This window comes from Acuticoccus sp. I52.16.1 (assembly GCF_022865125.1).
Lineage (GTDB): Bacteria > Pseudomonadota > Alphaproteobacteria > Rhizobiales > Amorphaceae > Acuticoccus.
In genome coordinates this window covers 2666259-2690688 of sequence record NZ_CP094828.1, presented here as the reverse complement: position 1 = coordinate 2690688, position 24430 = coordinate 2666259, and the positions used below count along the sequence as shown (strand labels likewise).

Genomic DNA, 24430 nt, shown 5'->3' with positions numbered 1-24430 from the left:
TCGCCCGAGCCTCAGCTGTTCTGCTCGCGGACGACGATCTTCCCGTCGACCACGTCGAACAAATAATGGTTCGACTTCAGCTGCCCGTTGTCCTCGAAGGTGATGTCGCCCAGGATCGTGCCGGTGAAGGTGCCGCCGCGGATCGTTTTGGCGACCGCCTCCTTGTCGAAGCTTTCGGCCTCTTCCACCGCCTTCGCCCAGACCTGTAGCGCCGCCGCGCCGAGTGCCATGAACTTGTCCGGCGTGTAGTCGTGCAGCTCTTCGGTCTTGGCGATGAAGCGCTGATTCATCTCGTTGGAGGCGAACGGCTCGACATTGGGGAAGTAGATGTCCGCGCCGATCAGGCCGTTGGCGGCCTCGCCCGCGACGTCGATCACGCTCGGCGCCACCGTGCCGACGGCGGCGACCAACTCGCCCGGCAGGCGCGAGCGCTTCGCCTGGCGGATGAGCGCCGGCATGCCGAGGCCCTCGTTGGCGTTGATCGCCACCGTCACATCGGGATTGGCGCCCTTCACGCTGGACAGGGGCACGCGGAAGTCGGCCTGCTCGAACGGGAACTTCTCGACCGCGACGGCCTCGTACTCGTGGCCCAGCGCCTGAAGCGCGCCCTCGATGGCGGCCTGTGCGCCGTTGCCGTAGGCGTCGTTCTCGGTGAGGAAGGCGACGCGGGTGAACCCGTTGTCGGCGATGTACTTGGCGATCACCTCACCGTCCTGCGCGTTGGACGAGTTGAAGCGCACCGGCAGCGGATTGCCCTCGCCCGACAGGATCGGGTCCGCCTTGGAGATGGCGGTGATGTCGAGGATGCCGGCACGGCTGATGACCGGCTGCATGGCCAGCGTCACCGGGCTGTTCCACCCTTCGATGATGACCTCGACGCCCTCGGAAATCAGCTCGTTGGCGCGTGAGACGCCGACGGCGGGGGTCGATTCGTCGTCGCGGCTGACCAGCTCGATCTGCCGGCCCATGACGCCGCCGTCCTCGTTGATCATCGCGGCCATCGCCTCGATGGCCCAGTTGACGTGGTTGCCCTGCGGACCGGCGCCGCCCGATAGCGGGAAAATGACACCGACCTTCACCGGCCCGTCGCCCTGAGCCGCCGCGGGGGCGGCACCGAGCGCGAGAGCGGCCGCGCCGAGCGCGAGACCTTTCAATAGCGTGTTCACAATCGTCCTCCCTGGGATGTTGTTCGGACCGGCTCTTGCGGCCGGCCTTCGGCATGGAGCCCAAGCGCTGGGCGGGCGGCGCCACGCGGGGCGCATCACGCCGGACACCCGAAGGCGCCGCGGCGGCGGATCAGTCGCGGCCGGTGGTGATCGGCGACGATGCGATCACGGCACGGACGGGGCGGGAGGCCGGCGCCGGGGCTGCTCCGCAGCGTGGCGGCGCGTGCCGCCGGACAGGCTCCGAGCGGACGGAAACGACCTCCGCGAAACGCGAGGCGGCGTGACCGGATGCGGCGACGGACGTTGTTGTTTTCATCGTGTCGTCCTCCCTGGGCTGGACCGTACCGACGAGTATGCCTCACCGTCAAGCCCTGCCCGCCTCGCATATTTCAAGCAGTCCTACGTATTATTCTCGCAGATTGCGGAATTTGAAATTCGATATTGCGTACATACCGATCAGTATGAGAGGTTCCGTCGCAGGGAGGAGCCCATGCCGGAAGAGCAACAGGGCCCAGTCGTGCACCAGGCGCGCCGCGGACCAGTCATCCTCATCACCATCGACCGCCCGAAGGCGCGAAACGCCCTCAACCTCAGGGTCTTGACCGATATCGCCGCGGCCCTCGCCGCCGCCGAGGCCGACCCCGACATCCGCGCCGCCGTCCTCACCGGCGGGGCCGAGGTGTTCTCCGCCGGCGCCGACGTCGACATGCTGTCGGGGCAGACGGCGGCCACCTACGCCGCCTCGCCGAACGCCGCCGCCTTCGCCGCCATCCGCGACACGGGGCTCCCCGTCGTCGCCGCCGTCTCCGGCTACTGCCTCGGCGGCGGCTGCGAGATCGCGCTCGGATGCGACCTGGTGGTGGCGAGCGACACCGCGGTACTCGGCCAGCCGGAAATCGCGCTCGGCATCATCCCCGGCGCGGGCGGCACGCAGCTGTGGGGCCGCCGCGCCGGCCGCGGCCCGCAGGCGCTCGCCGCCCTCACCGGCGCCTCGGTCGACGCCTTCGCCGCCCGCCGCATGGGGCTCGTCGACCGCGTCGTCCCGGCCGCCGCACTCGTCGAGACCGCGGTGGAGATCGCCGCCGGCATCGCCGCGCGCGCACCGCTCGCCGTGCGCGCCGCCAAGACCGCGATGCGCGCCGGGGCCGACATGCCCCTCACCGCCGCGCTCGACCATGAGATCGCGCTGCTGGCGCCGCTGCTGGCCAGCGAGGACGCCGCCGAGGGCATCGCCGCCTTCCAGGACAAGCGCCCCGCCACCTTCAAAGGACGCTGAGCCGTGACCACCATCACGCTGGAAGGCCAGGACGACGCCGCCCTCGCCAAAACCCTCGCGCGGGCGCTGCGCGGCGCTCCGGCCATCACCCTCGAAGGCCCCGCGCCCGACGCCCTGACCGCCGCCGCCTCCGCCTGGGCCAAGGCGCTCGACGCCGCCCGCGTGCCCGTGACGGTGCGGCTGACCGGTCCGGTCGGCCCCCGCGGCCTCGCGCTCCTGCTACTGGCCGATGCGCCGACCGCGGACGGCCCCGCCGCGCCCGCCGCGCACCCGCTTCTCGCGGTGCTGGCGCAGCGCCGGCTCGGCCCCGCCCTCGCGCGCCGTCTTCTGGCGGCGGCCGACCCGCTCGCCGTCCTCGCCGCCGCCGGCCACCTCGGCGCCGACGCCGTCGCCGCATCCCACCGTGCCGCGCTCCTGGCCGCCGCCGAGCTGCCGTTCGCCGAGGCGGTCGACTATGCGGCCCTCCTGCCCACCGGCGACGCCTCCGGAGATCCCCGATGACCACCGACCCCCGCTTCGACGGCCCCGGCCCCGAGGCCGTCTGGCGCGAGCGCCTCGCCACCGGCACCTTCGCCATCCAGCGCTGCACCTGCGGCCACCACCAGTTCCCGCCGCAGGCGCTGTGCACGGCGTGCGGCGCCGCCGCCCCGGCGTTCGTCGCCGCGAGCGGCGCCGGCACGGTCTACGCCGCGACCACCGTCCGTCGCCGCGACGGGGCGCACAACGTCTCCATCGTCACCCTCGCCGAGGGGCCGCGGATGATGAGCCGCGTCGAGGGAGACCCGGATGCGGTCGCCATCGGCATGCCCGTCACCGCGCGCATCGCCGGCACCGGCGAGGAGGCGATGGTCGTCTTCGACCCCGCGGAGGCCGGGCGATGAGCGCCGCCGTCAGCGCCGGTGCGAGCCCCCTGCGCGGTGCGGTCTCCATCGCCGGCATCGGCAACACCAACCGCTGGAACGCCCCCGGTCGCACCGGCTTCGACCAGCTCGCCGAGGCCGCCTTCCTGGCGCTCGAGGACTGCGGGCTGACGATGGCCGACGTCGACGGCCTCTACTGCGCGATGTCGACCTCGGGCCTCCCGGTCCTCAACGTCGCCGAACGGCTCGGCCTCGCGCCGCACCTCAGGCACGCCGACGGCACCATGGTCGGCGGCGCGTCGTTCCTGTTCCACCTGCGCTCGGCGGTGGCGGCGCTCGCGGCAGGTCAGTGCGACGTCGCCCTCGTCTGCTACGGCTCCAACCAGCGCAGCGCCGGCGGCAAGCTCGCCGCGATGCCCGACCCGCAGCCGTTCGAGGCCCCCTACGGCGCGCTCTACCCGATCTCGTCCTACGCCCTCGCCGCCGCACGCCACATGCACGACTACGGTACCACCCGCGCCGACCTCGCCGCGGTCGCCGTCGCCGCGCGCCGCTGGGCCGCGCTGAACCCCGCCGCGATGGAGCGCGGGCCGCTCAGCGTCGACGACGTCCTCGCCTCGCGTCTCGTCAGCGATCCGCTCTCCAAGGCCGACTGCTGCCTCGTCACCGACGGGGGCGCCGCGCTGGTCCTCACCCGGACCGACCGCGCGCGCGACCTCGCCAAGCCCGCCGTTCCGGTGCTGGGCACCGGCGTCGCCGTCAGCCACCGGCAGATCGCCGCGATGCCCGACCTCACGACCACCGCCGCCACCCGCTCCGGCGCCGCGGCGATGGCCGAGGCCGGCGTAGCCCCGGCCCACGTCGACCACGTGATGCTCTACGACGCCTTCACGATTCTGACGCTGATGTTCCTGGAAGACCTCGGGTTCTGCGCCAAGGGCGAGGGCGGCGCGTTCGTCGCCTCCGGCGCGATCGCCCCCGGCGGCGCCCTCCCCGTCAACACAAACGGTGGCGGGCTGAGCTGCAACCACCCCGGCATGTACGGGCTCTTCACGCTCGTCGAGGCCGTCATCCAACTGCGCGGCGAGGCCGGCGCGCGGCAGGTGGAGGGCGCCGAGATCGCCCTCGCCCACGGCAACGGCGGCGTCCTGTCGAGCCAGGCGACCGCCGTCCTCGGCACCGCCGCCACGCTCTGACCGCGCCCCCAAGGAGAAACGATGAGCAAAATACTCGAAGGCAAGACCGCGATCGTCACCGGCGCCGGGCAGGGCGTCGGCCGCGCGATCGCCGAAGGGCTCGCCGCCGACGGCGCGCGGGTCGTCGTCAACGACATCGGCGTGACGCTGACCGGCGAGGCCGACAATGCCGGCGCCGCCGAAGAGGTCGCCGGCGCCATCCGCGCCGCCGGCGGCGAGGCGGTCGCGAGCGCCGAGAGCGTCACCGAGTGGGACGCCGTGCAGCGCATCGTCGCCACCGCGATGGACCATTTCGGCGGCGTCGACCTGGTGGTGAACAACGCCGGAATCCTGCGCGACGCCATCTTCCACAAGATGGACCCCGACCAGTTCCGCGCCGTGCTGGAAGTCCACCTCTTCGGCTCGTTCAACGTCTCGCGCGCCGTCGCCGGCCATTTCCGCGAGAAGCAGAGCGGCGCCTACGTCCACATGACGTCGACCGCCGGGCTCATCGGCAACTTCGGCCAGGCCAACTACATGGCGGCCAAGCTCGGCATCGTCGGCCTGTCACGCGCGATCGCGATGGACATGGCCCGCGTCAACGTGCGCTCCAACTGCATCGCCCCGTTCGCCTGGTCGCGCATGGTCTCCTCGATCCCGACCGAGACGGAGGCCGACAAGGACCGCGTCGCCAAGCTGAAGCGGATGACGCCGGAGAAGATCGCGCCGCTGGTCGCCTTCCTCGGCTCGGACGCGGCGGCCGGCATCTCGGGCCAGATCTTCTCGGCCCGCAACAACGAGATCTACCTCTTCAACCAGCCGCGCCCCGTCCGCTCGATCCACCGCAGCGAGGGCTGGACGGCCGAGACGCTCGCCGAAACCCTTCCCGGCGCGTTCAAGCCACACCTGACCCCGCTGGAGCGCTCGGCCGACGTCATCTCGTGGGATCCGGTCTGATGCCGCTCGACCCCGCCTACCTCGGCGCGCTGGACCTCGCCGAGGTGACGCAGACCTGGTCCTGGCGCGACGCGGCGATCTACGCCCTCGGCCTCGGCTACGGCGACGATCCGACCGACAAGGGCCAGCTCGTGTTCCTCGACGCCGGTCAGGGCATCCAGGCGATGCCCGCGATGGTCAACGTGCTGTGCTACGACGGCGCCTGGCTGCGCGACCCGGCGACCGGGATCGACTACCTGAAGGTGGTCCACGGCGAGCAGGAGATGGAACTTTTCGCTCCCCTTCCGCCCGAGGGGACGCTGACCGGCCGCACGGTGATCGAAGAGATCGTCGACAAGGGCGCCGGCAAGGGCGCGCTCCTGGTGACGGCGCGCGAGCTTTACGATGGCGCGACCCACGTCGCCACCGTGCGCCACACCGTCTTCTGCCGCGGCGCCGGCGGTTTCGGCGGCGCACCGGACGCCAAGCGCGCGGCCGCCGAGGTGCCGGACCGTGCGCCGGACGGCGTGGTCAAGATCGAGACGCCGCGGCAGCTCGCCCTCGTCTACCGCCTCTCCGGCGACCTCAACCCGCTGCACTCCGACCCCGACGTCGCCCGCCGCGCCGGGTTCGAGCGGCCGATCCTGCACGGCCTCTCGACCTTCGGCATCGCCTGCCGCGCGCTGATGGCCGAGCTCGCCGGCAACGAACCGGCCCGCGTCAAGCGCCTCGGCGCGCGGTTCTCGGCCCCCGTCTTCCCCGGCGATACCATCGCCTTCCATTTTTGGCGCACCGGCGAGGGAACGGCGGCGTTCGTCGCCCGCGTCGAGGCGCGCGGCGCCGACGTCCTCAAGAACGGCGTCTTCACCTACGAGGCCCGCCCGTGAACTTCATCCTCTCCGACGAGCGGCGCGCCCTCCAGGACACCGCCCGCCGCTTCGCGCAGACCGAACTCGCCCCCCTCGCGATCGAGATCGACGAGACCGCGGAGCCCGTCTCCCACGCCTGGCTCGCCAAGTATGCCGCGCTCGGCTTCCTCGGCGTCAACACGCGCGAGGCGTTCGGCGGCCTCGGCCTGCCGCACCTCGACGCCTTCCTCGTCATGGAAGAGTTCGCCAAGGTCTCCGTGGGCGTCGGCTTCCCGGTGTTCGAGTGCTGTGCCGGCCCGGTGCGCATCGTCGAGGCGCTCGGCCATCCCGAGCTTGCCGCCCGCGTCGTCCCCAAGGCGGCGGCCGGAGAAATGCTCGTCGCGATCTCGATGTCCGAGCCTGACGCCGGCACCGCACTGACCGACCTCACCACGAAGGCCCGCTTCGAGGGAGACGACATCGTCATCGACGGCGCCAAGCGGTGGTGCTCCGGCGCGGGGCACAGCGAGGGTTACGTCGTCTTCTGCCGGTTCGACGGCACGAAGGGCGCCAAGGGCATCGGCGCCGTCTTCGTCGACAAGGACACGCCCGGCCTGTCGTTCGGGGCGCAGGAGAAGCTGATGGGCTTTCGCGGCGTCCCGTCCGCGGACATGGCGTTCGACGGCGTGCGCGTGCCGCGCGAGCACCTCCTCGTCGAAGCGGGCGGCTTCTCCAAGCTGATGGGCCTCTTCAACATCGAGCGGCTGGGCAACGCCACCATGGCGCTCGGCGTCGCCGCCGGGGCGCTGGAGGTGGTGACAAGCTACGTCCAGGAGCGGCGCCAGTTCGGCAAGCCGATCGCCGACTTCCAGGCCGTGCAGCTGCGCCTCGCCGAAATGGCGATGAAGGTCGAGGCGGCGCGGCTGATGATCCATCGCGCCGCCGCCAACGCCGGCACCGGCCTCCCCGAACGGCAGGAGGCGGCGATGGCCAAGTGCTTCGCCAACGAGATCACCCGCGAGGTGACGGCGGCGGCGATGCAGCTCATGGGCGGCTACGGCTACGCGCGCGAGTACGGCATGGAGCGCCGCGTGCGCGACAGCTTCGGCTGGGGCATCGCCGGCGGCGCGATCGACATTCAGAAGGTCAACATCGCCGCCGGGCTGGTCGGTCGCCAGTTCAACCAGCGGGCGGCCTGACGCGGTGCCCGGCCACGTCCTCATCGCCGGCGCGTCGGGCGTCATCGGTCGCGCGGCGGTGGAGCGCTTCGCCGCCGCCGGCTGGCGCGTCACGGCGCTGTCGCGGCGCGATCCGGCGCTGGCGTGCGCCTACGACCACCGCGCCGTCGACCTCACCGACGCGGCCGCCTGCGCCGCCGCGGTCGCCGCGCTCGATGCGCCGACGCACCTCGTCTACGCGGCCGTCTTCGAAGAGGCGGACCTCGTCACCGGCTGGCGCTCGGAGCGGCAGATGGCGACCAACCTCGCCATGCTGCGCAACCTCCTGGAGCCGCTGGCGGCGACGGGCACGCTGCGCCACGTCTCGCAGTTCCAGGGCACCAAGGCCTACGGGGTGCACATCCGCCCCTTCCCGGTGCCGGCGCGCGAGAGCTGGCCGCGCCACGACCACGCCAACTTCTACTGGCTGCAGGAGGACTTCGCCCGCGACCTCGGCGCCCGTACCGGCTTCGACCTCACGGTCTGGCGCCCGCAGGTGGTGTTCGGCGACGCGGTGGGCGCGGTGATGAACATCCTCCCGGTGATCGGCGCGTTCGCGGTACTGGAGGCGGCCGAGGGTCGCCCGCTCGCCTTCCCCGGCGGCCCGGACTACGTGCTGGAGGCGGTCGACGCGCGCCTCGTCGCGGGCGCGCTCCTCTGGGCCGCCGACGCCGAGGGCGCGCGCGGCGAAACCTTCAACATCACCAACGGCGACGTGTTCGTGTGGCGCAACGTGTGGCCGGCGATCGCCGAGGCGCTGGGTGCCGCCACCGGCCCAGACGCGCCGCGCTCGCTCGCCGATACGCTGCCGCCGCGGTCGGAGGAATGGCGCGCCCTCGCCACCCGCCTGGGGCTCGCCGAGCCGGACCTCGGCGCCCTCATGGGCCGCTCGCATCACTATGCCGACTTCGTCTTCGCCACCGGCGCCAAGCGCCCGCCGGCGCCGGTGATCGTCTCGACGATCAAGCTGCGACAGGCCGGCTTCCACGCCTGCACCGACACCGAGACCATGTTCCGCGAACTCGTCGCGGCGCTTCAGGCGCGCCGCATCCTGCCGAGCCGCGAAGAACTGGCGCATCTGGGGAGAGACCGATGAACAAGCGCTGGACGCACCGGCCGGAGGGATCCAACTGGGGCGACTTCGGTCCCGACGATCAGGTCGGGCGGATGAACCTCGTCACGCCCGAGGCGCGCCTGCGCGGTGCGAAGGAGATCCGCGAGGGCCTCGCCTTCTGCCTCTCCCTGCCGCTCGACTATCCGGGCGGCAACGTCCTGATGCCGCTGCGGCGCGAGCCGGTCTTCCGCCACGAGCGCCGCGGCGAGGGCCACAACTACAACTACGAAATGAGCGGCGTCTCACCCTGCTACTGCGACATCGTCAGCGACGACGCGGTGACGCTCTACACCCAGTATTCGACGCAGTGGGACGCGCTCGCCCACGTCGGCCAGATGTTCGACGTCGACGGCGACGGCACCGCGGAGAAGGTCTACTACAACGGCTACCAGGGCGGGCGGGACATCACCGGGCCCGACGACGGCGAGGCCCGCGGCGCCGAAGCGCTCGGCATCGAGAACCTCGCCGCGACGGGCGTCCAGGGTCGCGGCGTGCTGGTCGACCTCGAGCGCCTGCACGGCCGAGAGCGCGTCGCCGTCGGCTACGACGGGCTGATGCGGGCGATGGAGGGAATGGACGTCACCATCGAGCCGGGCGACTTCCTGTGCCTCTACACCGGCTTCGCCGACCTGATCCTGTCGATGAACAAAAAGCCCGATCCGGACGTCCTCGCCACATCCTGCGCCGCGCTCGACGGGCGGGACGACAAGCTGTTGAATTTCATCACCGACAGCGGCATCGCGGCGATCTGCGCCGACAATTTCGCGGTGGAGGCCTACCCGGCGCGCACGCCCGACAGCGAGCGTTACCCGGCGCTGCCGCTCCACAACCACTGCCTCTTCAAGCTCGGCATCCACCTGGGCGAACTGTGGTACTACGCGCAGCTCGCGGCGTGGCTGCGCGAGGCGAAGCGGTCGGCCTTCTTCCTGACCGCCCCGCCGCTGCGCCTCCCCGGCTCGGTCGGCTCTCCGCTCACCCCGATCGCCACCGTCTGACTGGCGCCCCCGGAAGGGATGCGGCGCGGTCGAGGCCGCGCCCGGCCCTGTCCGGCACCGCCCCTCCCACGGTTCATCCACCCGATTGGTATCCCGCCCATAGGGGAATGGTCGGCGACACGGGTCCACTCGGCGCCTTAGAGAGAGGTAGGTTCGGGACCGGGGGTGATCCGTGGAAGCCGCTCAGATCGATCATTGCGACGTCGTCGTGGTGGGCGCCGGGTCGGCCGGCTGCGTCGTCGCCGCACGGCTTTCCGAGCGGGCCGACCTCGCGGTCACCGTCGTCGAGGCCGGCGGATCGGACCGCAGCATCTGGGTGCGGATGCCGATCGGCTACGGCGGCGCCTTCTACCATCCGACGCTCAACTGGCGCTACTACACCGAGCCGGACGAGGGCCTGGGGGGCCGCAAAGCCTACTGGCCGCGCGGCAAGGTCGTCGGCGGCTCGTCGTCGATCAACGCGATGGTCTACGTCCGGGGCCAGGCGGCGGATTATGACGGGTGGGCCGCGGCCGGAAATCCCGGCTGGTCCTACCGCGACCTGCTTCCATATTTCCGCCGGCTGGAGAGCAACGTCACCGGCGCCAGCGAGTGGCGCGGCGGCGACGGCCCCATCAGCGTGCGTGACGTCGCCGCCGCGGCGCACCCGCTCTCCCACGCCTTCGTCGAGGCGGCGGTGCAGGCCGGCTTCACCCGCAACACCGATTTCAACGGGGCCGACCAGGAGGGCGTCGGCTTCTTCCAGGTCACCACGCGCGACGGCCTGCGCTGCTCGGCGGCGACCGGCTACCTCCACCCGGCGCTGAAACGGCGCAACCTGACCCTCCTCACCGACGCGGCGGTCACCCGGATCCTCTTCGACGGCACGCGCGCAATCGGCGTCGAGGTGGTGAAGGGCGGCGCGACGCGGCGCATCATGGCACGGCGCGAGGTGGTCTTGTCGGCCGGCGCCATCGGCTCGCCGCAGATCCTCCAGCTCTCCGGTGTCGGCGATCCGGCCAAGCTCGCCGGCCTCGGCATCACGCCGGTGCTGGACGCGCCGACGGTGGGCCGCAATCTGATGGACCACGTCGGCTTCGACCTCCTCTACGAGGCCACGGTGCCGACGCTGAACCAGACGCTCGGCCCCCTGTTCGCGCGGGGCCTCGCCGGCATCCGCTACCTCGCCACGCGCGACGGCCCGCTGTCGCTCAGCGTCAACCAGGCCGGCGGGTTCGTGCGCGGCGGTCCGGAGCGGGCGCGACCGAACCTGCAACTCTACTTCTCGCCGCTCTCCTACACCCGCGCGGTGCCGGGCAAACGCCGGCTGACGCAGCCGGACCGGTTCCCCGGCTTCATGATCGGCATCTCCAACACCCACCCCAAGAGCCGCGGCTGGTTGCACATCCGGTCGGCCGACCCCGCCGCGGCGCCGGAGATACACCCGCATTATTATTCCGAGCCCGAAGATCTCGAAGAGCTGATCGACTCGGTCGCGCTGATGCGCGGCATCGCCGAGCAGGCGCCGTTGAAGCGCGTCATCAAGCGGGAGCTGACGCCGGGCCCCGAGGTGACCGACCGCGGAGCCCTGGTGGCCTACATCCGTGCCACCACGACCTCCGTCTTCCACCCCTGCGGCACCTGCGCGATGGGACCGGATGCAGCCGCCGGCGCGGTGGTCGACCCGGCGCTGAAGGTCCACGGCCTCACCGGCCTGCGGGTCGCCGACGCGTCGATCATGCCCGCGATCACCGCCGGCAACCTCAACGCGCCGTCGTTGATGGTCGGCGAGAAGGCGGCCGACCTCATCCGCGCCGACCTGTAACGGGCCGCGTGCCGCGGTTATGCTCCGCCCCGGTCCCCGCAACGCAGGACGGCGCATGACCTCCCACGACACCTCCAGCCCCGAGAACGACGCGATCTATCGCACCATCCGCGGCGAGCTGCAGTTCGAACTCTCGCTGCTCAATGCACGGGTGAACTGGCTCGTCGCGTCGCAGGCGTTCCTCTTCACCCCGCTCACCATGGGCATCCGCGGCCCCTCGATGCGTGACAGCCTGTTCTTTCCGCTGATCCCGTTGTTGGGCGTCGTGCTGTGTGTACTGGTGCTCCTGTCGATCCTGGCGGCGGCATGGCGCAGCGTCGAGTGGCGCCGCAAGTCGCGCCGGGGCGCATATGACGGGATCGGTGCCGCGGGGCGGTTCGATATCGTCGTGCCGCATACGCCGGCGATCCCGCTGATGGGGCTCGTCGGCAGCGTCGGCGTGCCGGTGGTGATCGGGGCGACCTGGCTCTACCTGCTGATCGCGCCGCCGAGCCTACCGCTGTAGCACTGCCGCCAACCGCTCGACCCCCTTCTCGATTTCGTGCGGAGAGATCGCGCTGAAGCCGAGCGTCAGTCCCTTGACCGAGAGGGGCGACAGGGCGAAGCGCGACAGCGGCGCCGTGGCGAGCCCCGCCGCCATCGCCGCATCCGTCACGCGCCGCTCGTCGACGGCCCGCGGCAGAAGGCCGACGGTGTGGAAGCCGGTGTCCGTCGCCAGCAGCTGGAGGCGGCCGGCGAGGTGACGTGCGCCCGCCGCCATCAGCGCGTCGCGGCGCTCGCGGTAGAGGTCGCGCATGCGCCGCAGGTGCGCCGAGAAGTGCCCCTCGGCGAGGAATTCGGCGACGATCGACTGCATGGCGTGCGACACCCCGTGCGCGGCGGCCCCGAGCGTGCGCTCGAAGATATCGACCAGCGCGGACGGGACCACCGCGTAGCCGAGCCGGATCGCCGGAAACAGCGCCTTCGAGAACGTGCCGATGTAGACCACCCGCCCCGACCCATCGAGCGCCTTGAGCGGTGGCAGCGGCGAGCGGCCATAGTGGAACTCGCCGACATAATCGTCCTCGACGATCCAGGCGCCGCAGTCCTCGGCGGCGGCCAGCAGCTCGAACCGGCGATCGCGGCTCATCGTGTAGCCCATCGGGTGCTGATGGGCGGGGGTGACGAAGGCCATGCGCATGTCGGGGCACGCGCGGCGGCCGGCGGCGACGTCGATCCCCTCGGCGTCGACGGGGACCGGGACCAGCTCGGCGCCGCGGGACAGGAAGGCGTTGCGGGCGCCGATCGCGCCGGGGTTCTCCATCCACACCCGGTCGCCGGGGTCGAGCAGGATCTGTGCGATCTGCACGAAGGCGTCCTGCGCGCCGGCGAAGACGAAGACCTCCTCCGGCCGACACACGAGGCCCCGGTTGGCGCGCAGATGGCGGCAGATCTCGGCGCGAAGGGCGGGAAGCCCGGTGGCGTCGGGATAGGACATGATCGCCGCACGCTGCCCGCGCCAATATTTCGCCGAGAGGCGGGACCACTGCGCCATCGGGAAGGCGTCGAACGCCGGCATCCCGGTCACGAAGGCGCGCGGCGCGGAGGGATGGGCGAGCCGCGGGAAGAACTGCTCGGAGATCTCGCGGCTGAAGTGGGCGAGGCGCGGCAGCCGCGCCGTCGTCTCGAACGGCACCGCATGGGCGGGCGGCGTGCGCACTTCGTCGCTGATGTAGGTGCCGGCACCGACCCGGCTGACCAGGAGCCCCTCGGAGGTGAGCTGCTCGTAGGCCGCGACCGCCGTGGTGCGCGACACGCCCTGCTCACCGGCCAGCACGCGGCTCGCCGGCAGCCGGGTGCCCGGCGGCAGATCGCCCGACAGGATCAGCTCGCGCAGGTGCGTCGCCAGCTGCATCGACAGGTTGGCCGCGTCGTTCCGCTCGACCTTCAGCGTCGGGATCAACGCCCCGCCGGCATACTTCGTCACCGCGCCCGCCTCTCGATTGGTCCGCGAGGTTTCGCGAAGTGGACCTTATCGACAGACCGATTTGCAAGCGAGATTAAACGAGAGGCAACAAGCGGGAATGTCATGCGGCTGACACGCATCGAAACCTTCACGACCCCCGACATCGGGTTCGTGCGCGTGACGGACGCGACCGGCGCCACCGGCTGGGGCCAGGTGTCCACCTACCACTCCGACATCACCTGCCGGGTGCTGCACCGTCAGATCGCGCCGCACGTCCTGGGCGTCGACTTCGAGGAGACGCTCGTCGGGCAGAACGACCTCTTCGACCGTGCGGCCGAGAAGGAGCACAAGTTCCCCGGCTCCTACATCTGCCGCGCCATCGGCGGCGTGGAGACGGCGGTGTGGGACCTGCGCGGCAAGGCGGCCGGCGTCCCGGTCGCCACGTTGCTGGGCGGTGCGCCGGGCCCGTTGCGCGCCTACGCTTCGTCCATGAAGCGGGACATCACCCCCGAGGACGAGGTCGAGCGGTTCAAGCGACTGCGTGGCGCCTACGGCTTCGACGCCTTCAAGTTCCGCGTCGGCGCCGAGTGCGGCCGCGGGCGCGACGAATGGGAGGGCCGGACCGAGGCGATCATCCCCGCGATCGCGGGCGCCTTCCGGGGCGAGGACGTGGCGCTGCTCGCCGACGCCAACTCCTGCTACGCGCCCCCTGCCGCGATCCACTACGGCCGGATGCTGGCCGACAACGGCATCTCCCACTTCGAGGAGCCGTGTCCCTACTGGGAGATGGAGCAGACCGCCGAGGTCGCCGCCGCGCTCGACATCGACGTCACCGGCGGCGAGCAGGACTGCTGGCTCCCGACCTGGAAGCGCATGTTCGAGCTGAAGGCGGTCGACGTCGCGCAGCCGGACATCCTCTACGCCGGCGGCATCGGTCGCACGATGCGCATCGCCGCGATGGCCGCCGCGCACGACCTGCCGGTGACGCCGCACTGCGCCAACCTGGGGCTCGTCACGCTGTTCACGATGCACCTGCTGCGGGCGCTGCCGAACGCGGGCAAGTACCTGGAATTCTCCATCGAAGAGGCCGACTACTATCCCTGGCAGTACGGCCTCTACGTCGACGACCCGTACACGATCGACGGCGGTCAGGCGCGTGTGACCGAGGCGCCCGGATGGGGCGTCGAGATCGCGCCCGAGTGGCTCGCCAAATCGCAGTATCAAACGAGTGAGGCCGAGGCATGAACACCGACGCCGCGATCCGCGACTACTTCGCCGCCGGCACGCTGCCCGCGCTGCCGTCCGACCACTTCATCGCCGGCCGCTGGGCCGCCCCCGTCGCCGGTGCGCGGATGGAGACGTTCGACCCCGGCCTCGGCCGCGCCTACCATGCGTTCGCCGCCGGAACGGAAGAGGACGTCGAACGCGCGGTGACGGCCGCGCACGCCGCGCAGGGCGCCTGGGGCCGCACCAAGGCCTCGGAGCGTGGCGCGATCCTGACGCGCGCCGCCGCGCTGCTGCGCGCCGAGGCCGCCCGCTTCGCGTTCGTGGAAAGTCTCGACAGCGGCAAGCCGCTGCAGGAGGCGGAGGGCGATGTCGGTGGGGCCGCCCGCGCGTTCGAGTATTATGCCGGCGCGGCCGACAAGATCGAGGGTGAGACCTATCCGATCGGCGACGCCTATCTGGGCTACTCGCGGATCGAGCCGGTGGGCGTCACCGCGCACATCATCCCCTGGAACTTCCCGCTGTCGACCGCGGCGCGCGGCATCGCCCCGGCGCTCGCGGCCGGGTGCACCGTCGTCGCCAAGCCGGCCGAGACGACGCCGCTGACGATGCTGATGCTCGCCGAGCTGCTCACCCGCGCCGGCCTGCCGGACGGGGTGCTCAACGTCGTCACCGGCACGGGGGCGGAGGCGGGCGCGCCCCTCGTCGCCCACCCGCGGGTGCGGCACGTCACCTTCACCGGCTCGGTCCCCACCGGGCAGGGGGTGATGCAGGCGGCGGCCCGCAACGTGGCGAGCGTCGTCCTGGAGCTGGGCGGCAAGTCGCCCTTGGTGGTCCTGAAGGACGCCGACCTCGACGACGCGGCGGACGGCGTCATCGGTGCCATCTACGAGAACGCCGGTCAGGTGTGCTCGGCCGGCTCGCGCCTCATCGTCGAGCGCGCGGTGCACGGCGCCGTGGTGGAGCGCGTCGTGGAGCGGGTGAAGGCGCTGAGAATGGGCCACGGCCTGCGCCGCACCACGCTGGGGCCGCTGAACTCGGCACCGCACGCCGCGCGGGTCGCCGCCAAGGTGGACGCCGCCAAGGCGCGCGGCCTCGCCCCCCTCGTCGGCGGCGCCGCGGCGACGGATCCCGAGACCGACGCCGGCTGGTTCTTCGAGGCGACGATCTTCGACGACGTGGCAGAGAGCGACCCGGTGGTGCAGGACGAGATCTTCGGCCCCGTCCTCGCCGTGCAGGTCGCCGAGGACGTCGACCACGCCACAGCGCTCGCCAACGGCACCGACTATGCCCTCGTCGCCGGCATCTACACCCGCGATTTCGCCGCCGCGCACCGCATGGCGCGCGACATCGACGCCGGGCAGGTCTTCATCAACGAATATTTCGCCGGGGGCATCGAGGTGCCCTTCGGCGGCAACCGGCACTCCGGCTTCGGCCGCGAAAAAGGGCTCGCTGCCGTGCACAATTACTTGCGAGTGAAGAGCGTCGCGGCAAAAATCGGCTGATGGCCCTGGAGCTCGCCCCGTGCAGATGACCCGAGCGGACCACCGAACGCCCCCCAAGACGACGCCCTACTGGTGGGACTATGCCCCGCCCGCCGGCATCGCCCCCCAGCCGCTCCCCGCGACGGCCGACGCGGTCGTCATCGGCTCCGGATACACCGGGCTCCACGCCGCGTTGCAGATCGCCCGCGGCGGGCGCAGCGTCGTCGTGCTGGAGAAGGGCGTCGTCGGCGAAGGCTGCTCCACCCGCAACGGCGGCCAGGTCTCCACCTCGGTGAAGCCCAAGCTCGCCACCCTGACGCAGCGCCACGGCGCGCAGACCGCGCGCGCCATCCTCGCCGAGGGGGTCGCCTCCCGCGCCTTCGTGGAGGACTTCATCCGCGACGAGGGGATCGCCTGCGACTTCCGCGCCTGCGGCCGCTTCCACGCCGCCGCCAGCCCCCGCGCCTTCGCCGCTCTCGCCGAGATCGCGGATGGCGAGACGATCACCCTCGTCCCGCGCGAGCGCCAGCGCGAGGAGCTGGGCACCGACGCCTACCACGGCGGCGCCGTCTTCCACCGCCATGCCGCGCTCGACCCCGGCCTCTACCACGCCGGCCTCCTCGCCAAGGTGCTGGACGCCGGCGCGATTGTACTGCCGCACACCCCCGCGACCGCCATCGACGAGACGGCCGACGCCGTCACCATCGCCACCCCGCGCGGCACGATCACCGCGCGCGACGTGGTCGTCGCGACCAACGGCTACACCGGCGACGCGCTTCCGTGGCACCGCCGCCGGGTGATCCCGATCGGCAGCTACATCATCGCCACCGAACCGCTCGACCCCACGCTGGTGCGGCAACTCTTTCCGACCGGCCGCATCGCCTCGGATTCGCGCCGCGTGGTCTACTACTATCGCGTCTCGCCGGACGGCCGGCGCATCCTCTTCGGCGGCCGCACCAGCGCCGGCGAGACCGGCGCCCGGCAAGGCGGCATGCGCCTGCGCCGGGAGATGTGCGCCCTCTTCCCGGAGCTGGAGAGCGCCGCGATCAGCCACGCCTGGATGGGCTTCGTCGGCTACACGTTCGACGAGCTGGCCCACACCGGGCGCCGCGGCCGCCTCGAATATGCGATGGGCTATTGCGGCTCCGGCGTCGGTATGGCGTCCTACCTCGGCATGAAGGCCGGCCGGCGCGTGCTGGGTGATCCCGCAGGCGCTACCGCCCTGATGCAACCCGACTTTTCCACGCGCCCCCTCTACTCGGGCGACCCGTGGTTCCTCCCTGCCGCGGTCACGGCCTACCGTGTCCTCGACAGGCTCGGACTGTGACCGATCGGAATGCAAAACCGCGCGGAATGGACCTTTCACACCGTCCAAACCTAAGGTCCATTTTCATCGGTGACGGTGATGCCAAAAATTGTCGTCCAATACGGGAGAAGACTATGACGTCGATACTTCGCGCCCTCCTGGGCGGTGCGGCGGTTGCGCTCATGGCCGGGAGCGCCAATGCCGAGACACTGCGCCTTTTGACCTGGGGAAGCTACGCTCCGGACGAGCTGGTCCAGAAGTTCGAGAAGGAATACCCCGACATCGACGTCGAGGTGACGTTCTCCAACAACGAGGAAATGATCGCCAAGCTGCGCGCCACCGGCGGCACCGGCTTCGACCTCGCCCAGCCGAGCCATGACCGCGTCTATGCCGCGCAGCTCGAGTACAACATCTACAAGCCGCTCGATCTGTCGAAGATCGACACCGACGCGATGACGCCGAAGCTCCTCGAAGGCGTGAAGGCCAACACCACGATCGACGGTGAGGTCTACTCCGTGCCGCACCAGTGGGGCACGTCCGGCATCATGGCCAACAAGAAGGAAGCCCCCGACGCGTCGGGCTGGGGCGACCTGTGCGACGACACGTACAAGGGCCGCACCTCGATGCGCCTGCGCCGCACCATCCTCCTCGGCATGGGCTACGCGATGGGCTACGACCCGTTCGCCCTCTACGCCGACAAGGACGCCTACCAGAAGATGCTCGACGAGGTGACCACCAAGCTCATCGAGTGCAAGGACATCATCAAGACCTACTGGACAGGCGGCGACGATCTCTCCTCGCTGATGCTGTCGGGTGAGGTCATCCTGTCCGAGACCTGGGATTCCACCGCGTTCAAGATCTACTCGGAGAATCCGGACATCGTCTTCGTGCCGCCCGAGACCGGTGCGCTCGCCTGGATCGACACCTTCACGATCCCGCGCGGCGGCCAGGCCGACGACGCCGCCTACAAGTGGATCAACTTCGTCCTGCGACCTGAGAACGTGAAGATCATGTCCGCGTCGACCGGGTCTCTCGCCGCGGTGCCGAACGGGATCGAGCTGTTGCCGGACGACAAGCGCGCCGCCGTGGCCGCCGCGTTCGACGATGCGGCGATCAACAATCTGAAGTTCTTCGCCAACATCCCGCCGGGCCTGGAAGACATGGAAGGCATCGCGCTGGAGCGCATCAAGGCCGCCACCAACTGATCCGACGACGACACCGGGACGGAGGCGCCCCGTGCGCCTCCGCCCTCCAACCGCTTCCGAAGGGCCCGCGATGTATGATCTGAGTTGTTCCCGCGTCACGAAGAACTTCGGACCGTTCACCGCCGTCTCGGACGTCTCGCTCGACATCCCGTCGGGCTCGTTCTTCTCGATCCTGGGTCCGTCCGGCTGCGGCAAGACCACCTTGATGCGCATGATCGCCGGGTTCGAAACCCCGACCGAGGGCGACATCAAGATCAAGGGCGAGAGCGTCGTCGCGACACCGCCCAACAAGCGCAACGTCAAGATGGTGTTCCAGCACCTGGCGCTGTTCCCGATGATGAGCGTCGGCGAAAACATCGCCTACGGGCTGCGTTGCCGCGGCGACAAACGCGGCGAGATCGGCGGCAAGGTCGCCGGTATCCTGGAGCGCGTCGGCCTGCCGGGCACGGAAGACAAGCGCATCGACCAGCTCTCGGGCGGCCAGAAGCAGCGCATCGCCATCGCCCGCTGCATGGTGCTGGAGCCGGACGTCCTGCTCCTCGACGAGCCGCTCGGCGCGCTGGACCTCAAGCTGCGCGAGCACATGAAGATCGAGCTGAAGCTCCTCCAGCACCAGTTCGAGACGACCTTCCTCTACATCACCCACGACCAGTCCGAAGCGCTCGTCATGTCCGACCAGGTGGCGGTCATGAACGCCGGCCGCTTCGAGCAGATCGGCAGCCCCAAGGAGCTGTACGACGCGCCCGTCTCCGGTTTCGTCGCCGGCTTCGTGGGCGACGCCAACTGCCTCCCCGGCACCATCGCCGAGGTGCGCGGCGCGGACGTCTCCGTCGCCCTCGAAGCCGGCGGCAGCGTGATCGGCCGCCGCGCCGACGGCAGCGGCGTCGGAGACGAGGTGGAGGTCTTCCTGCGGCCCGAGGCGCTGAGCATCGGCGAGGCGGAGGGCGGCACCAACCTCACCGGCACGGTCGACAGCCTGCTCTTCAACGGCGCCAACTCGCGCATTCTGGTGAAGACGGCCACCGGGCAGATGGTCGAGGTCGCCGACCCCGCCCAGTCCGGCACCCTCGCCGAGGGCGACGCGGTCACTCTCTCCTGGCTCCCCGAACGGGCGCGGGTCTTCGCGCGAAGGGGCGGATGATGGGGCGCGACGCCGGACGCCTCTCGCTCTTCCTCCTCTTCGTCCCGTTCTTTCTCTGGATCGGGCTGCTGATCATCCTGCCGCAGCTCGGCATCGGTTACGTCTCGCTGCGTGAGAAGGTCGGCATCAACGAGTACGAGATCGGCTTCAAGAACTACGCCGACTTCTTCGGCGAGCCGATCTACCGCAACACGCTGCTGCGCACCGCCTGGATCTCCATCCTCGTCACCGCGCTGGCGCTCGTGATCGGCTTCCCGGTCGCCTACTACATCGCCAAGGTCGCCAAGGAGAGGAGCCGTGCCGCGCTCTTCCTGATGTGCCTCATCCCGCTATGGGTGTCGGACCTGGTGCGCGCCTACGGGTGGATCGTGCTGCTGCGCGAGACGGGCGTGATCTCCACCACGCTCCTCAAGCTCGGCATCATCTCCGCACCGATCGAGATGCTCTACAACGACGTCACCGTGATCATCGGCCTCGTCTATACGGTGATCCTCTTCATGATCGTGCCGCTGGTCTCCACGCTCCAGGGCATGGACGACGCGCTGCTGGAAGCCGGCTACAACCTCGGCGGCTCGCGCTTCACCGTGTTCCGGCGGATCATCGTGCCCTACGCGATGCCGGGCATCGTCGCGGGCTGCATCATCACCTTCATGCTCACAGCCGGCAGCTATCTGACGCCCGTTCTCCTGGGCGGCAAGAACTCGAGCTGGTTCACCGAGCAGATCTACAATCAGTTCATCACGCGCTACAATTGGGAGGCCGGCGCCACGTTCGGCGTGCTGCTCCTGCTGTTCACGTCGCTCGTCGTCTGGCTCGGCCTCCGGCTGACAGGGCAGAGCCTCGCGACCACCGTGGCGAAGGAGTAGGCCATGCCGTCGGCGCCGCACCTCCGCTGGATCTACCGCGCTTACGTGGCGATCTTCTTCCTGTACCTGATCGCGCCGCTGATCGCGGCCGGCGCGTTCGCGTTCAACGACTCGGTCTTCCCCTCGCTCCCCTGGCGCGGGTTCACGCTCGACTGGTTCTTCTCGCCGACCGAGCCCAAGCTCGGCCTCATCCACGACGACCGCCTGCTGCGGGGCATGGGCAATTCGCTATATATCGGGCTGCTCGTCTCGGCGCTGGCGGTCGCGGCGGGGACGTCTAACGCCTTCCTGTTCGAGCGCAAGTCCTTCCCGTTCAAGCAGGCGCTCTACATCTTCATGATCGTGCCGCTGGTGATCCCCGGAGTGATCCTCGGCATCTCGATCCTGGTCTTCGCGTCGATGATCGCCAACTTCGCCGACCGGCAGTTCGGCCTCTTCATCACCTGGCTGCGGCCCGGCATTCCGCTGATCGTGCTCGGTCAGGCGGCGTTCCTGACGACGATCACCTCGCTCGTCATCTCCGCCCGGCTGAAGAAGTTCGACATCGCGCTCGAGGAAGCGGCCCTCAACCTCGGCGCCTCGCGGCTGCGCGTCCTGGCGACGGTGACGCTGCCGTTCCTCTTCCCGGCGCTGTTCTCGGCCTTCATCGTGGCGTTCCTGGTCTCGTTCGAGAACTTCAACACGACGCTGATGCTGGTGGGCTCCGACGCCCCGCTGACGATCACCATGTACGATCGCATGGTGAAGGTCGGCTCGACGCCGGTGCTCAACGCGGTCTCGGTGGTCCTGATGCTGGGCTCGGGTCTGCTGGCGCTGGCTTCGGTGCTGATCCAGCGCCCCCGCAAGGCCTGACCCCGACGCGCCGGGGTCGGCGGCCGCGCCGTCGCGGCGACGCTCACCCGATTCGGGCGAGGGCCTCGGGCATCCAGTGCACTTCGCGGCGGCTCGCCCGGAAGTAGCAGGTGCCGTAGTGGGCGAGCTTGTCGGGGTCGATCTCGACACCGAGGCCCGGCTTCCGAGGCATGGCGAACCAGCCCCGGTCGTGCAGCATCGGCTCGGTGAAGAGGCCGTCGCGCCCTTCCGGGACCCAGCCCGGAGGCGCCAGCGGGTACTCGTAGAGTTCCTCGCCCGCAAACCCGCTCGCCGCGAAGACGTGCGCGTTGACGATGAAGCCGTAACAGGTCGACCAGCAATGCGGGGTGAACCGCACCCCCTCCGCGCGACAGAGCTTCGCGACGTCGAGGCACTGCTTCACCCCGCCGGCCCACATCGCGTCGGGCTGGTAGATGGCATAGCTGCGCAGCTTCACCATCCGCTCCAGCTCGGCATAGCCGGCCAGATGCAGCTCGCCGCCGGCGATCGGCACGCGGGCATAGGCGGTCAACTCGGCCATCGCCTCGTGCCATTCGCCCCACAGCGGCTCCTCAACCCAGGCGAGGCCGGCGTCGGCGGCCGCGTCGGCGAAGCGCTTGGCGCGATCGAGCGACCACAGCGGCGCCCCGCCGTTCTGGGTGAGGCGGAAGGCCTGGTTGCAGTCCACCGAGATCTTCATCCGCCCGTCCATATGGCGAGCGACGTCCGTGATCGCCTCGATGTCGACCGCCTCGTCGAAGTCGTGGACGCGGACCTTCATCGTCTCGAAGCCCTCGGCGAAGCGGGCCTCGGCCTCCTCGCGGCGGGCCATCGGGTCCTTCAGCTCGCCGCCCGAGGCATAGAGCTTCAGCCGGTCGGCGCCGCCGCCGAGGAACTCGTAGAGCGGCAGGCCGGCGGTCTTGGCGTTGATGTCCCAGATCGCCGGCTCCAGCCACCAGTTGAAGCTGCCGCCGACGGCCATGATGTGGATGCGCTCGGAGACGAGGTCCAGGTCGGTCGGATCCAGTCCGAGGAAGAGGCTCGCCAGCGGATCGCCGAGTCCGGCGCGCTCGCGGCCCGCGGCGGGAAAGGCGCTCCACCCGTCGACGCCGTCGTCCGTGGTGAAGCGGACCAGCGTGAAGGTGGTCTTCTCGCGGATCGTGCCGGGGATCCAGGACGGGGCGAAGGGCGCCGGCAGCGGCACCGCCACATGGTAGAGTTCGACGCGATCGAGCACCTGCATAGTCGGTCCCTTCTGGTCCGGGTGGGTCGAGGATCGCCCGGCTCCGTCAGGGTGTCGCGCCGGATCGGTCGTCCGACCCTAGCCACGCAATGGACGGCTGATGATATCCAATGCGTTGGATCGGTCAGACCAATATCTCACGCCGCGGCGGTGCCGGCCGTCGCTGTGCGCAGGCTCGCCTCGAGGCGCGGGGCGGCGAAGTCGATGAAGGCGCGCAGCTTCTGCGGCACCATCCCGCCCGGGTAGACGAGGTGCACCGGCCAAGGTTCGGGCTCGTCCTGCGCCATGAGGACGACGAGGCGCCCCCCGGCGACCGCGGCCGCCGCCTGATAGGAGAGGACGCGGGTGATACCGAGGCCGGCCTCCGCCGCCTCGATCGCGGCCTCCGCGGTGTTGACGACGAGGCGCGAGCGGATCGGCACCTGCCGCTCGGCCCGCCCCTCGCCGAAGCGCCACCGGTCGGCCGCCATCAGGTTGGCGAACGTGATGCAGGCGTGCGTGGCGAGATCCTCCGGCCGCTGCGGCGTCCCGCGGGAAGCGAGGTAGTCCGGCGCCGCGCACACCACGCGGCGCACGGCCCCCACACGGCGGGCGCGCAATCCGCTGTCGGGCAGGCGGCCGATGCGGATCGCGGCGTCGATCCGCTCCTCGTGCAGGCTGACGACCCGGTCGGTCTGCTCCAGCCGCACCTCGACGTCCGCGAATGCCTTCAGGAACGCCACCGTCACCGGCAGAACGTGCATCCGGCCGAAGACGATCGGCGCGGTCAGCGTCAGCACCCCGCGCGGCGTGGTGAACTCGCCGGACGCGGTGCGCTCCGCCTCGGCGACCTCTTCCAGGATGCGCCGGCACGCCGCGAGGTAGGTGGCCCCGGCGTCCGTCAGCGCGAGCCCGCGGGCCGAGCGCAGCATCAGCTGCGTGCCGAGCGCCGTCTCCAGCTCGGCGACGCGCCGGCTGACGGTCGCCAGCGGCAGCCCCCGCGCCCGCGCCGCGCCCGACAGGCTCCCCGCGTCGACGGCGGCGACGAAGAGGGACATGGCGTCGAGTCGGTCGGTCATGCTTGCAGATACTGGAAGGACAGTTCCCGGTTTCGCGCACTGCTATCACGCCCAGCAAGGGGTTAGCTAGGTCTCACCGCACCAGACGATAGGAAACGCGACCATGTCCCGCATCGAATACCCCGCCACGATCGACGCCGCCCCCGAGGCCTCCCGCCCGCTCCTCGCCGCGGTGGAAAGCAGCTCGGCAGCGTGCCGAACCTCTTCCGCCTGGTCTCGGTCAGCCCGGTCGCGCTGGAGGGCTATCTCGGCCTCTTCGGCGCGCTTGGCAAAGGCCGGCTGCCGGCGCAGACCCGCGAGCGCATCGCCCTCGCCATCGCCGCGCTGAACGGCTGCGACTACTGCCTCGCCGCGCACACCTACCTCGGCACCCACCTCGCCAAGCTGCCGGCCGAGGAGATCGCCGCCAACCGCGCCGGCCGCTCCACCGACGACAAGGCCGACGCGGCCGTCCGCTTCGCCGTCGCGGTCGCCGAGGCGCGCGGGCATGTCGGCGACGAGGAGCTCGCCGCGGTGCGCGCCGCCGGCTACGACGATGGGCAGATCATCGAGATCGTGCAGCACGTCGCGCTCAACATCTGGACCAACTCGATCAATTCCGTCGCCCGCACAGAGGTCGACTTCCCCGCGGTCGACCCGGCTCTCGCCGCCTGATCGCCGCCCCGCCGGCAGCCTCGTGCCGCCGGCCCGACCCTGTCTCGCGCAACGCCAGGAG

The 24430-nt window shown here is 70.7% G+C and carries 22 protein-coding genes and 1 pseudogene; 19 read left to right on the top strand and 4 right to left on the bottom strand.

Features of this window, described 5'->3' with window-relative positions:
- Window positions 1–11: 11 nt before the first annotated feature.
- Window positions 12–1166, bottom strand: a complete 1155-nt coding sequence (locus tag MRB58_RS12170) for an ABC transporter substrate-binding protein (RefSeq protein WP_244777287.1) — start codon at window positions 1164–1166, stop codon at window positions 12–14.
- Between the two features lie 490 nt (window positions 1167–1656).
- Here MRB58_RS12170 and MRB58_RS12165 point away from each other — a divergent pair, with 490 nt between their 5' ends.
- From MRB58_RS12165 to MRB58_RS12115, 11 genes are all read left to right on the top strand, one after another.
- Complete coding sequence (locus tag MRB58_RS12165) at window positions 1657–2442, top strand: enoyl-CoA hydratase/isomerase family protein (RefSeq protein WP_244777285.1); 786 nt, start codon at window positions 1657–1659, stop codon at window positions 2440–2442.
- A 3-nt stretch (window positions 2443–2445) separates the two neighbouring features.
- Window positions 2446–2943: a hypothetical protein gene (locus tag MRB58_RS12160; RefSeq protein WP_244777283.1), complete on the top strand. Its 498-nt coding sequence runs from the start codon at window positions 2446–2448 to the stop codon at window positions 2941–2943.
- On the top strand, window positions 2940–3323 hold the full coding sequence (locus MRB58_RS12155) for a Zn-ribbon domain-containing OB-fold protein (protein ID WP_244777281.1): 384 nt from the start codon (window positions 2940–2942) through the stop codon (window positions 3321–3323). Before MRB58_RS12160 ends, MRB58_RS12155 begins: the two co-directional genes overlap by 4 nt.
- On the top strand, window positions 3320–4498 hold the full coding sequence (locus MRB58_RS12150; protein ID WP_244777278.1) for an acetyl-CoA acetyltransferase: 1179 nt from the start codon (window positions 3320–3322) through the stop codon (window positions 4496–4498). Before MRB58_RS12155 ends, MRB58_RS12150 begins: the two co-directional genes overlap by 4 nt.
- A 21-nt stretch (window positions 4499–4519) precedes the next feature.
- Window positions 4520–5434: an SDR family NAD(P)-dependent oxidoreductase gene (locus MRB58_RS12145; RefSeq protein ID WP_244777276.1), complete on the top strand. Its 915-nt coding sequence runs from the start codon at window positions 4520–4522 to the stop codon at window positions 5432–5434.
- Window positions 5434–6300: a MaoC/PaaZ C-terminal domain-containing protein gene (locus MRB58_RS12140; protein WP_244777274.1), complete on the top strand. Its 867-nt coding sequence runs from the start codon at window positions 5434–5436 to the stop codon at window positions 6298–6300. Before MRB58_RS12145 ends, MRB58_RS12140 begins: the two co-directional genes overlap by 1 nt.
- On the top strand, window positions 6297–7460 hold the full coding sequence (locus MRB58_RS12135; protein WP_244777272.1) for an acyl-CoA dehydrogenase family protein: 1164 nt from the start codon (window positions 6297–6299) through the stop codon (window positions 7458–7460). Before MRB58_RS12140 ends, MRB58_RS12135 begins: the two co-directional genes overlap by 4 nt.
- 4 nt (window positions 7461–7464) lie before the next feature.
- Window positions 7465–8574 carry an NAD-dependent epimerase/dehydratase family protein gene (locus MRB58_RS12130; protein WP_244777270.1) on the top strand — a complete coding sequence of 370 codons (1110 nt, stop codon included), beginning with the start codon at window positions 7465–7467 and terminating at the stop codon, window positions 8572–8574.
- A complete protein-coding gene (locus MRB58_RS12125) occupies window positions 8571–9587 on the top strand; it encodes a cyclase family protein (RefSeq protein ID WP_244777268.1) in 1017 nt (338 codons plus the stop codon). Before MRB58_RS12130 ends, MRB58_RS12125 begins: the two co-directional genes overlap by 4 nt.
- Before the next feature lie 172 nt (window positions 9588–9759).
- Window positions 9760–11391 carry a GMC family oxidoreductase gene (locus tag MRB58_RS12120; RefSeq protein ID WP_244777266.1) on the top strand — a complete coding sequence of 544 codons (1632 nt, stop codon included), beginning with the start codon at window positions 9760–9762 and terminating at the stop codon, window positions 11389–11391.
- 55 nt (window positions 11392–11446) lie between these two features.
- On the top strand, window positions 11447–11896 hold the full coding sequence (locus MRB58_RS12115; protein WP_244777264.1) for a hypothetical protein: 450 nt from the start codon (window positions 11447–11449) through the stop codon (window positions 11894–11896).
- Here the strand turns inward: MRB58_RS12115 and MRB58_RS12110 are convergent.
- The gene (locus MRB58_RS12110) at window positions 11885–13357 is read right to left on the bottom strand and encodes a PLP-dependent aminotransferase family protein (RefSeq protein ID WP_244777262.1); all 1473 of its coding nucleotides are present in this window, start codon (window positions 13355–13357) and stop codon (window positions 11885–11887) included. The two genes, MRB58_RS12115 and MRB58_RS12110, sit on opposite strands and share 12 nt — an antisense overlap.
- Before the next feature lie 102 nt (window positions 13358–13459).
- On the opposite strand from MRB58_RS12110, the gene MRB58_RS12105 reads away from it, so the two are divergent.
- From MRB58_RS12105 to MRB58_RS12075, 7 genes are all read left to right on the top strand, one after another.
- The gene (locus MRB58_RS12105; protein WP_244777260.1) at window positions 13460–14581 is read left to right on the top strand and encodes a mandelate racemase/muconate lactonizing enzyme family protein; all 1122 of its coding nucleotides are present in this window, start codon (window positions 13460–13462) and stop codon (window positions 14579–14581) included.
- Window positions 14578–16065, top strand: coding sequence for an aldehyde dehydrogenase family protein (locus MRB58_RS12100; RefSeq protein ID WP_244777258.1), 1488 nt, complete (start codon window positions 14578–14580; stop codon window positions 16063–16065). Before MRB58_RS12105 ends, MRB58_RS12100 begins: the two co-directional genes overlap by 4 nt.
- A gap of 25 nt (window positions 16066–16090) precedes the next feature.
- A complete protein-coding gene (locus MRB58_RS12095) occupies window positions 16091–17371 on the top strand; it encodes an FAD-binding oxidoreductase (RefSeq protein ID WP_244781974.1) in 1281 nt (426 codons plus the stop codon).
- Between the two features lie 113 nt (window positions 17372–17484).
- Complete coding sequence (locus tag MRB58_RS12090; protein ID WP_244777256.1) at window positions 17485–18555, top strand: extracellular solute-binding protein; 1071 nt, start codon at window positions 17485–17487, stop codon at window positions 18553–18555.
- Window positions 18556–18625: 70 nt separating this feature from the next.
- Window positions 18626–19696 carry an ABC transporter ATP-binding protein gene (locus MRB58_RS12085; RefSeq protein WP_244777254.1) on the top strand — a complete coding sequence of 357 codons (1071 nt, stop codon included), beginning with the start codon at window positions 18626–18628 and terminating at the stop codon, window positions 19694–19696.
- Window positions 19693–20562 carry an ABC transporter permease gene (locus MRB58_RS12080; RefSeq protein WP_371747174.1) on the top strand — a complete coding sequence of 290 codons (870 nt, stop codon included), beginning with the start codon at window positions 19693–19695 and terminating at the stop codon, window positions 20560–20562. The genes MRB58_RS12085 and MRB58_RS12080 overlap by 4 nt, the downstream gene beginning before the upstream one ends.
- Before the next feature lie 3 nt (window positions 20563–20565).
- Entirely contained in the window at window positions 20566–21414 is an 849-nt protein-coding gene (locus MRB58_RS12075) for an ABC transporter permease (RefSeq protein ID WP_244777253.1), read from the top strand.
- Between the two features lie 43 nt (window positions 21415–21457).
- Here the strand turns inward: MRB58_RS12075 and MRB58_RS12070 are convergent, their stop codons facing one another.
- Both MRB58_RS12070 and MRB58_RS12065 read right to left on the bottom strand, forming a co-directional pair.
- Window positions 21458–22657, bottom strand: coding sequence for a mandelate racemase/muconate lactonizing enzyme family protein (locus MRB58_RS12070; protein ID WP_244777251.1), 1200 nt, complete (start codon window positions 22655–22657; stop codon window positions 21458–21460).
- A 137-nt stretch (window positions 22658–22794) separates the two neighbouring features.
- Window positions 22795–23715: a LysR family transcriptional regulator gene (locus MRB58_RS12065; protein WP_244777249.1), complete on the bottom strand. Its 921-nt coding sequence runs from the start codon at window positions 23713–23715 to the stop codon at window positions 22795–22797.
- A 103-nt stretch (window positions 23716–23818) separates the two neighbouring features.
- Here MRB58_RS12065 and MRB58_RS12060 point away from each other — a divergent pair.
- Window positions 23819–24369, top strand: a pseudogene (locus MRB58_RS12060) (carboxymuconolactone decarboxylase family protein).
- Window positions 24370–24430 lie beyond the last annotated feature (61 nt).

Coding starts and splice junctions, on each gene's coding strand:
- MRB58_RS12165 (WP_244777285.1), top strand. CDS start 1,657: ATGCCGGAAGAGCAACAGGGCCCAGTCGTGCACCAGGCGCGCCGCGGA.
- MRB58_RS12155 (WP_244777281.1), top strand. CDS start 2,940: ATGACCACCGACCCCCGCTTCGACGGCCCCGGCCCCGAGGCCGTCTGG.
- MRB58_RS12150 (WP_244777278.1), top strand. CDS start 3,320: ATGAGCGCCGCCGTCAGCGCCGGTGCGAGCCCCCTGCGCGGTGCGGTC.
- MRB58_RS12145 (WP_244777276.1), top strand. CDS start 4,520: ATGAGCAAAATACTCGAAGGCAAGACCGCGATCGTCACCGGCGCCGGG.
- MRB58_RS12140 (WP_244777274.1), top strand. CDS start 5,434: ATGCCGCTCGACCCCGCCTACCTCGGCGCGCTGGACCTCGCCGAGGTG.
- MRB58_RS12125 (WP_244777268.1), top strand. CDS start 8,571: ATGAACAAGCGCTGGACGCACCGGCCGGAGGGATCCAACTGGGGCGAC.
- MRB58_RS12115 (WP_244777264.1), top strand. CDS start 11,447: ATGACCTCCCACGACACCTCCAGCCCCGAGAACGACGCGATCTATCGC.
- MRB58_RS12105 (WP_244777260.1), top strand. CDS start 13,460: ATGCGGCTGACACGCATCGAAACCTTCACGACCCCCGACATCGGGTTC.
- MRB58_RS12100 (WP_244777258.1), top strand. CDS start 14,578: ATGAACACCGACGCCGCGATCCGCGACTACTTCGCCGCCGGCACGCTG.
- MRB58_RS12095 (WP_244781974.1), top strand. CDS start 16,091: ATGACCCGAGCGGACCACCGAACGCCCCCCAAGACGACGCCCTACTGG.
- MRB58_RS12090 (WP_244777256.1), top strand. CDS start 17,485: ATGACGTCGATACTTCGCGCCCTCCTGGGCGGTGCGGCGGTTGCGCTC.
- MRB58_RS12085 (WP_244777254.1), top strand. CDS start 18,626: ATGTATGATCTGAGTTGTTCCCGCGTCACGAAGAACTTCGGACCGTTC.
- MRB58_RS12080 (WP_371747174.1), top strand. CDS start 19,693: ATGATGGGGCGCGACGCCGGACGCCTCTCGCTCTTCCTCCTCTTCGTC.
- MRB58_RS12075 (WP_244777253.1), top strand. CDS start 20,566: ATGCCGTCGGCGCCGCACCTCCGCTGGATCTACCGCGCTTACGTGGCG.
- MRB58_RS12070 (WP_244777251.1), bottom strand. CDS start 22,657: ATGCAGGTGCTCGATCGCGTCGAACTCTACCATGTGGCGGTGCCGCTG.
- MRB58_RS12065 (WP_244777249.1), bottom strand. CDS start 23,715: ATGACCGACCGACTCGACGCCATGTCCCTCTTCGTCGCCGCCGTCGAC.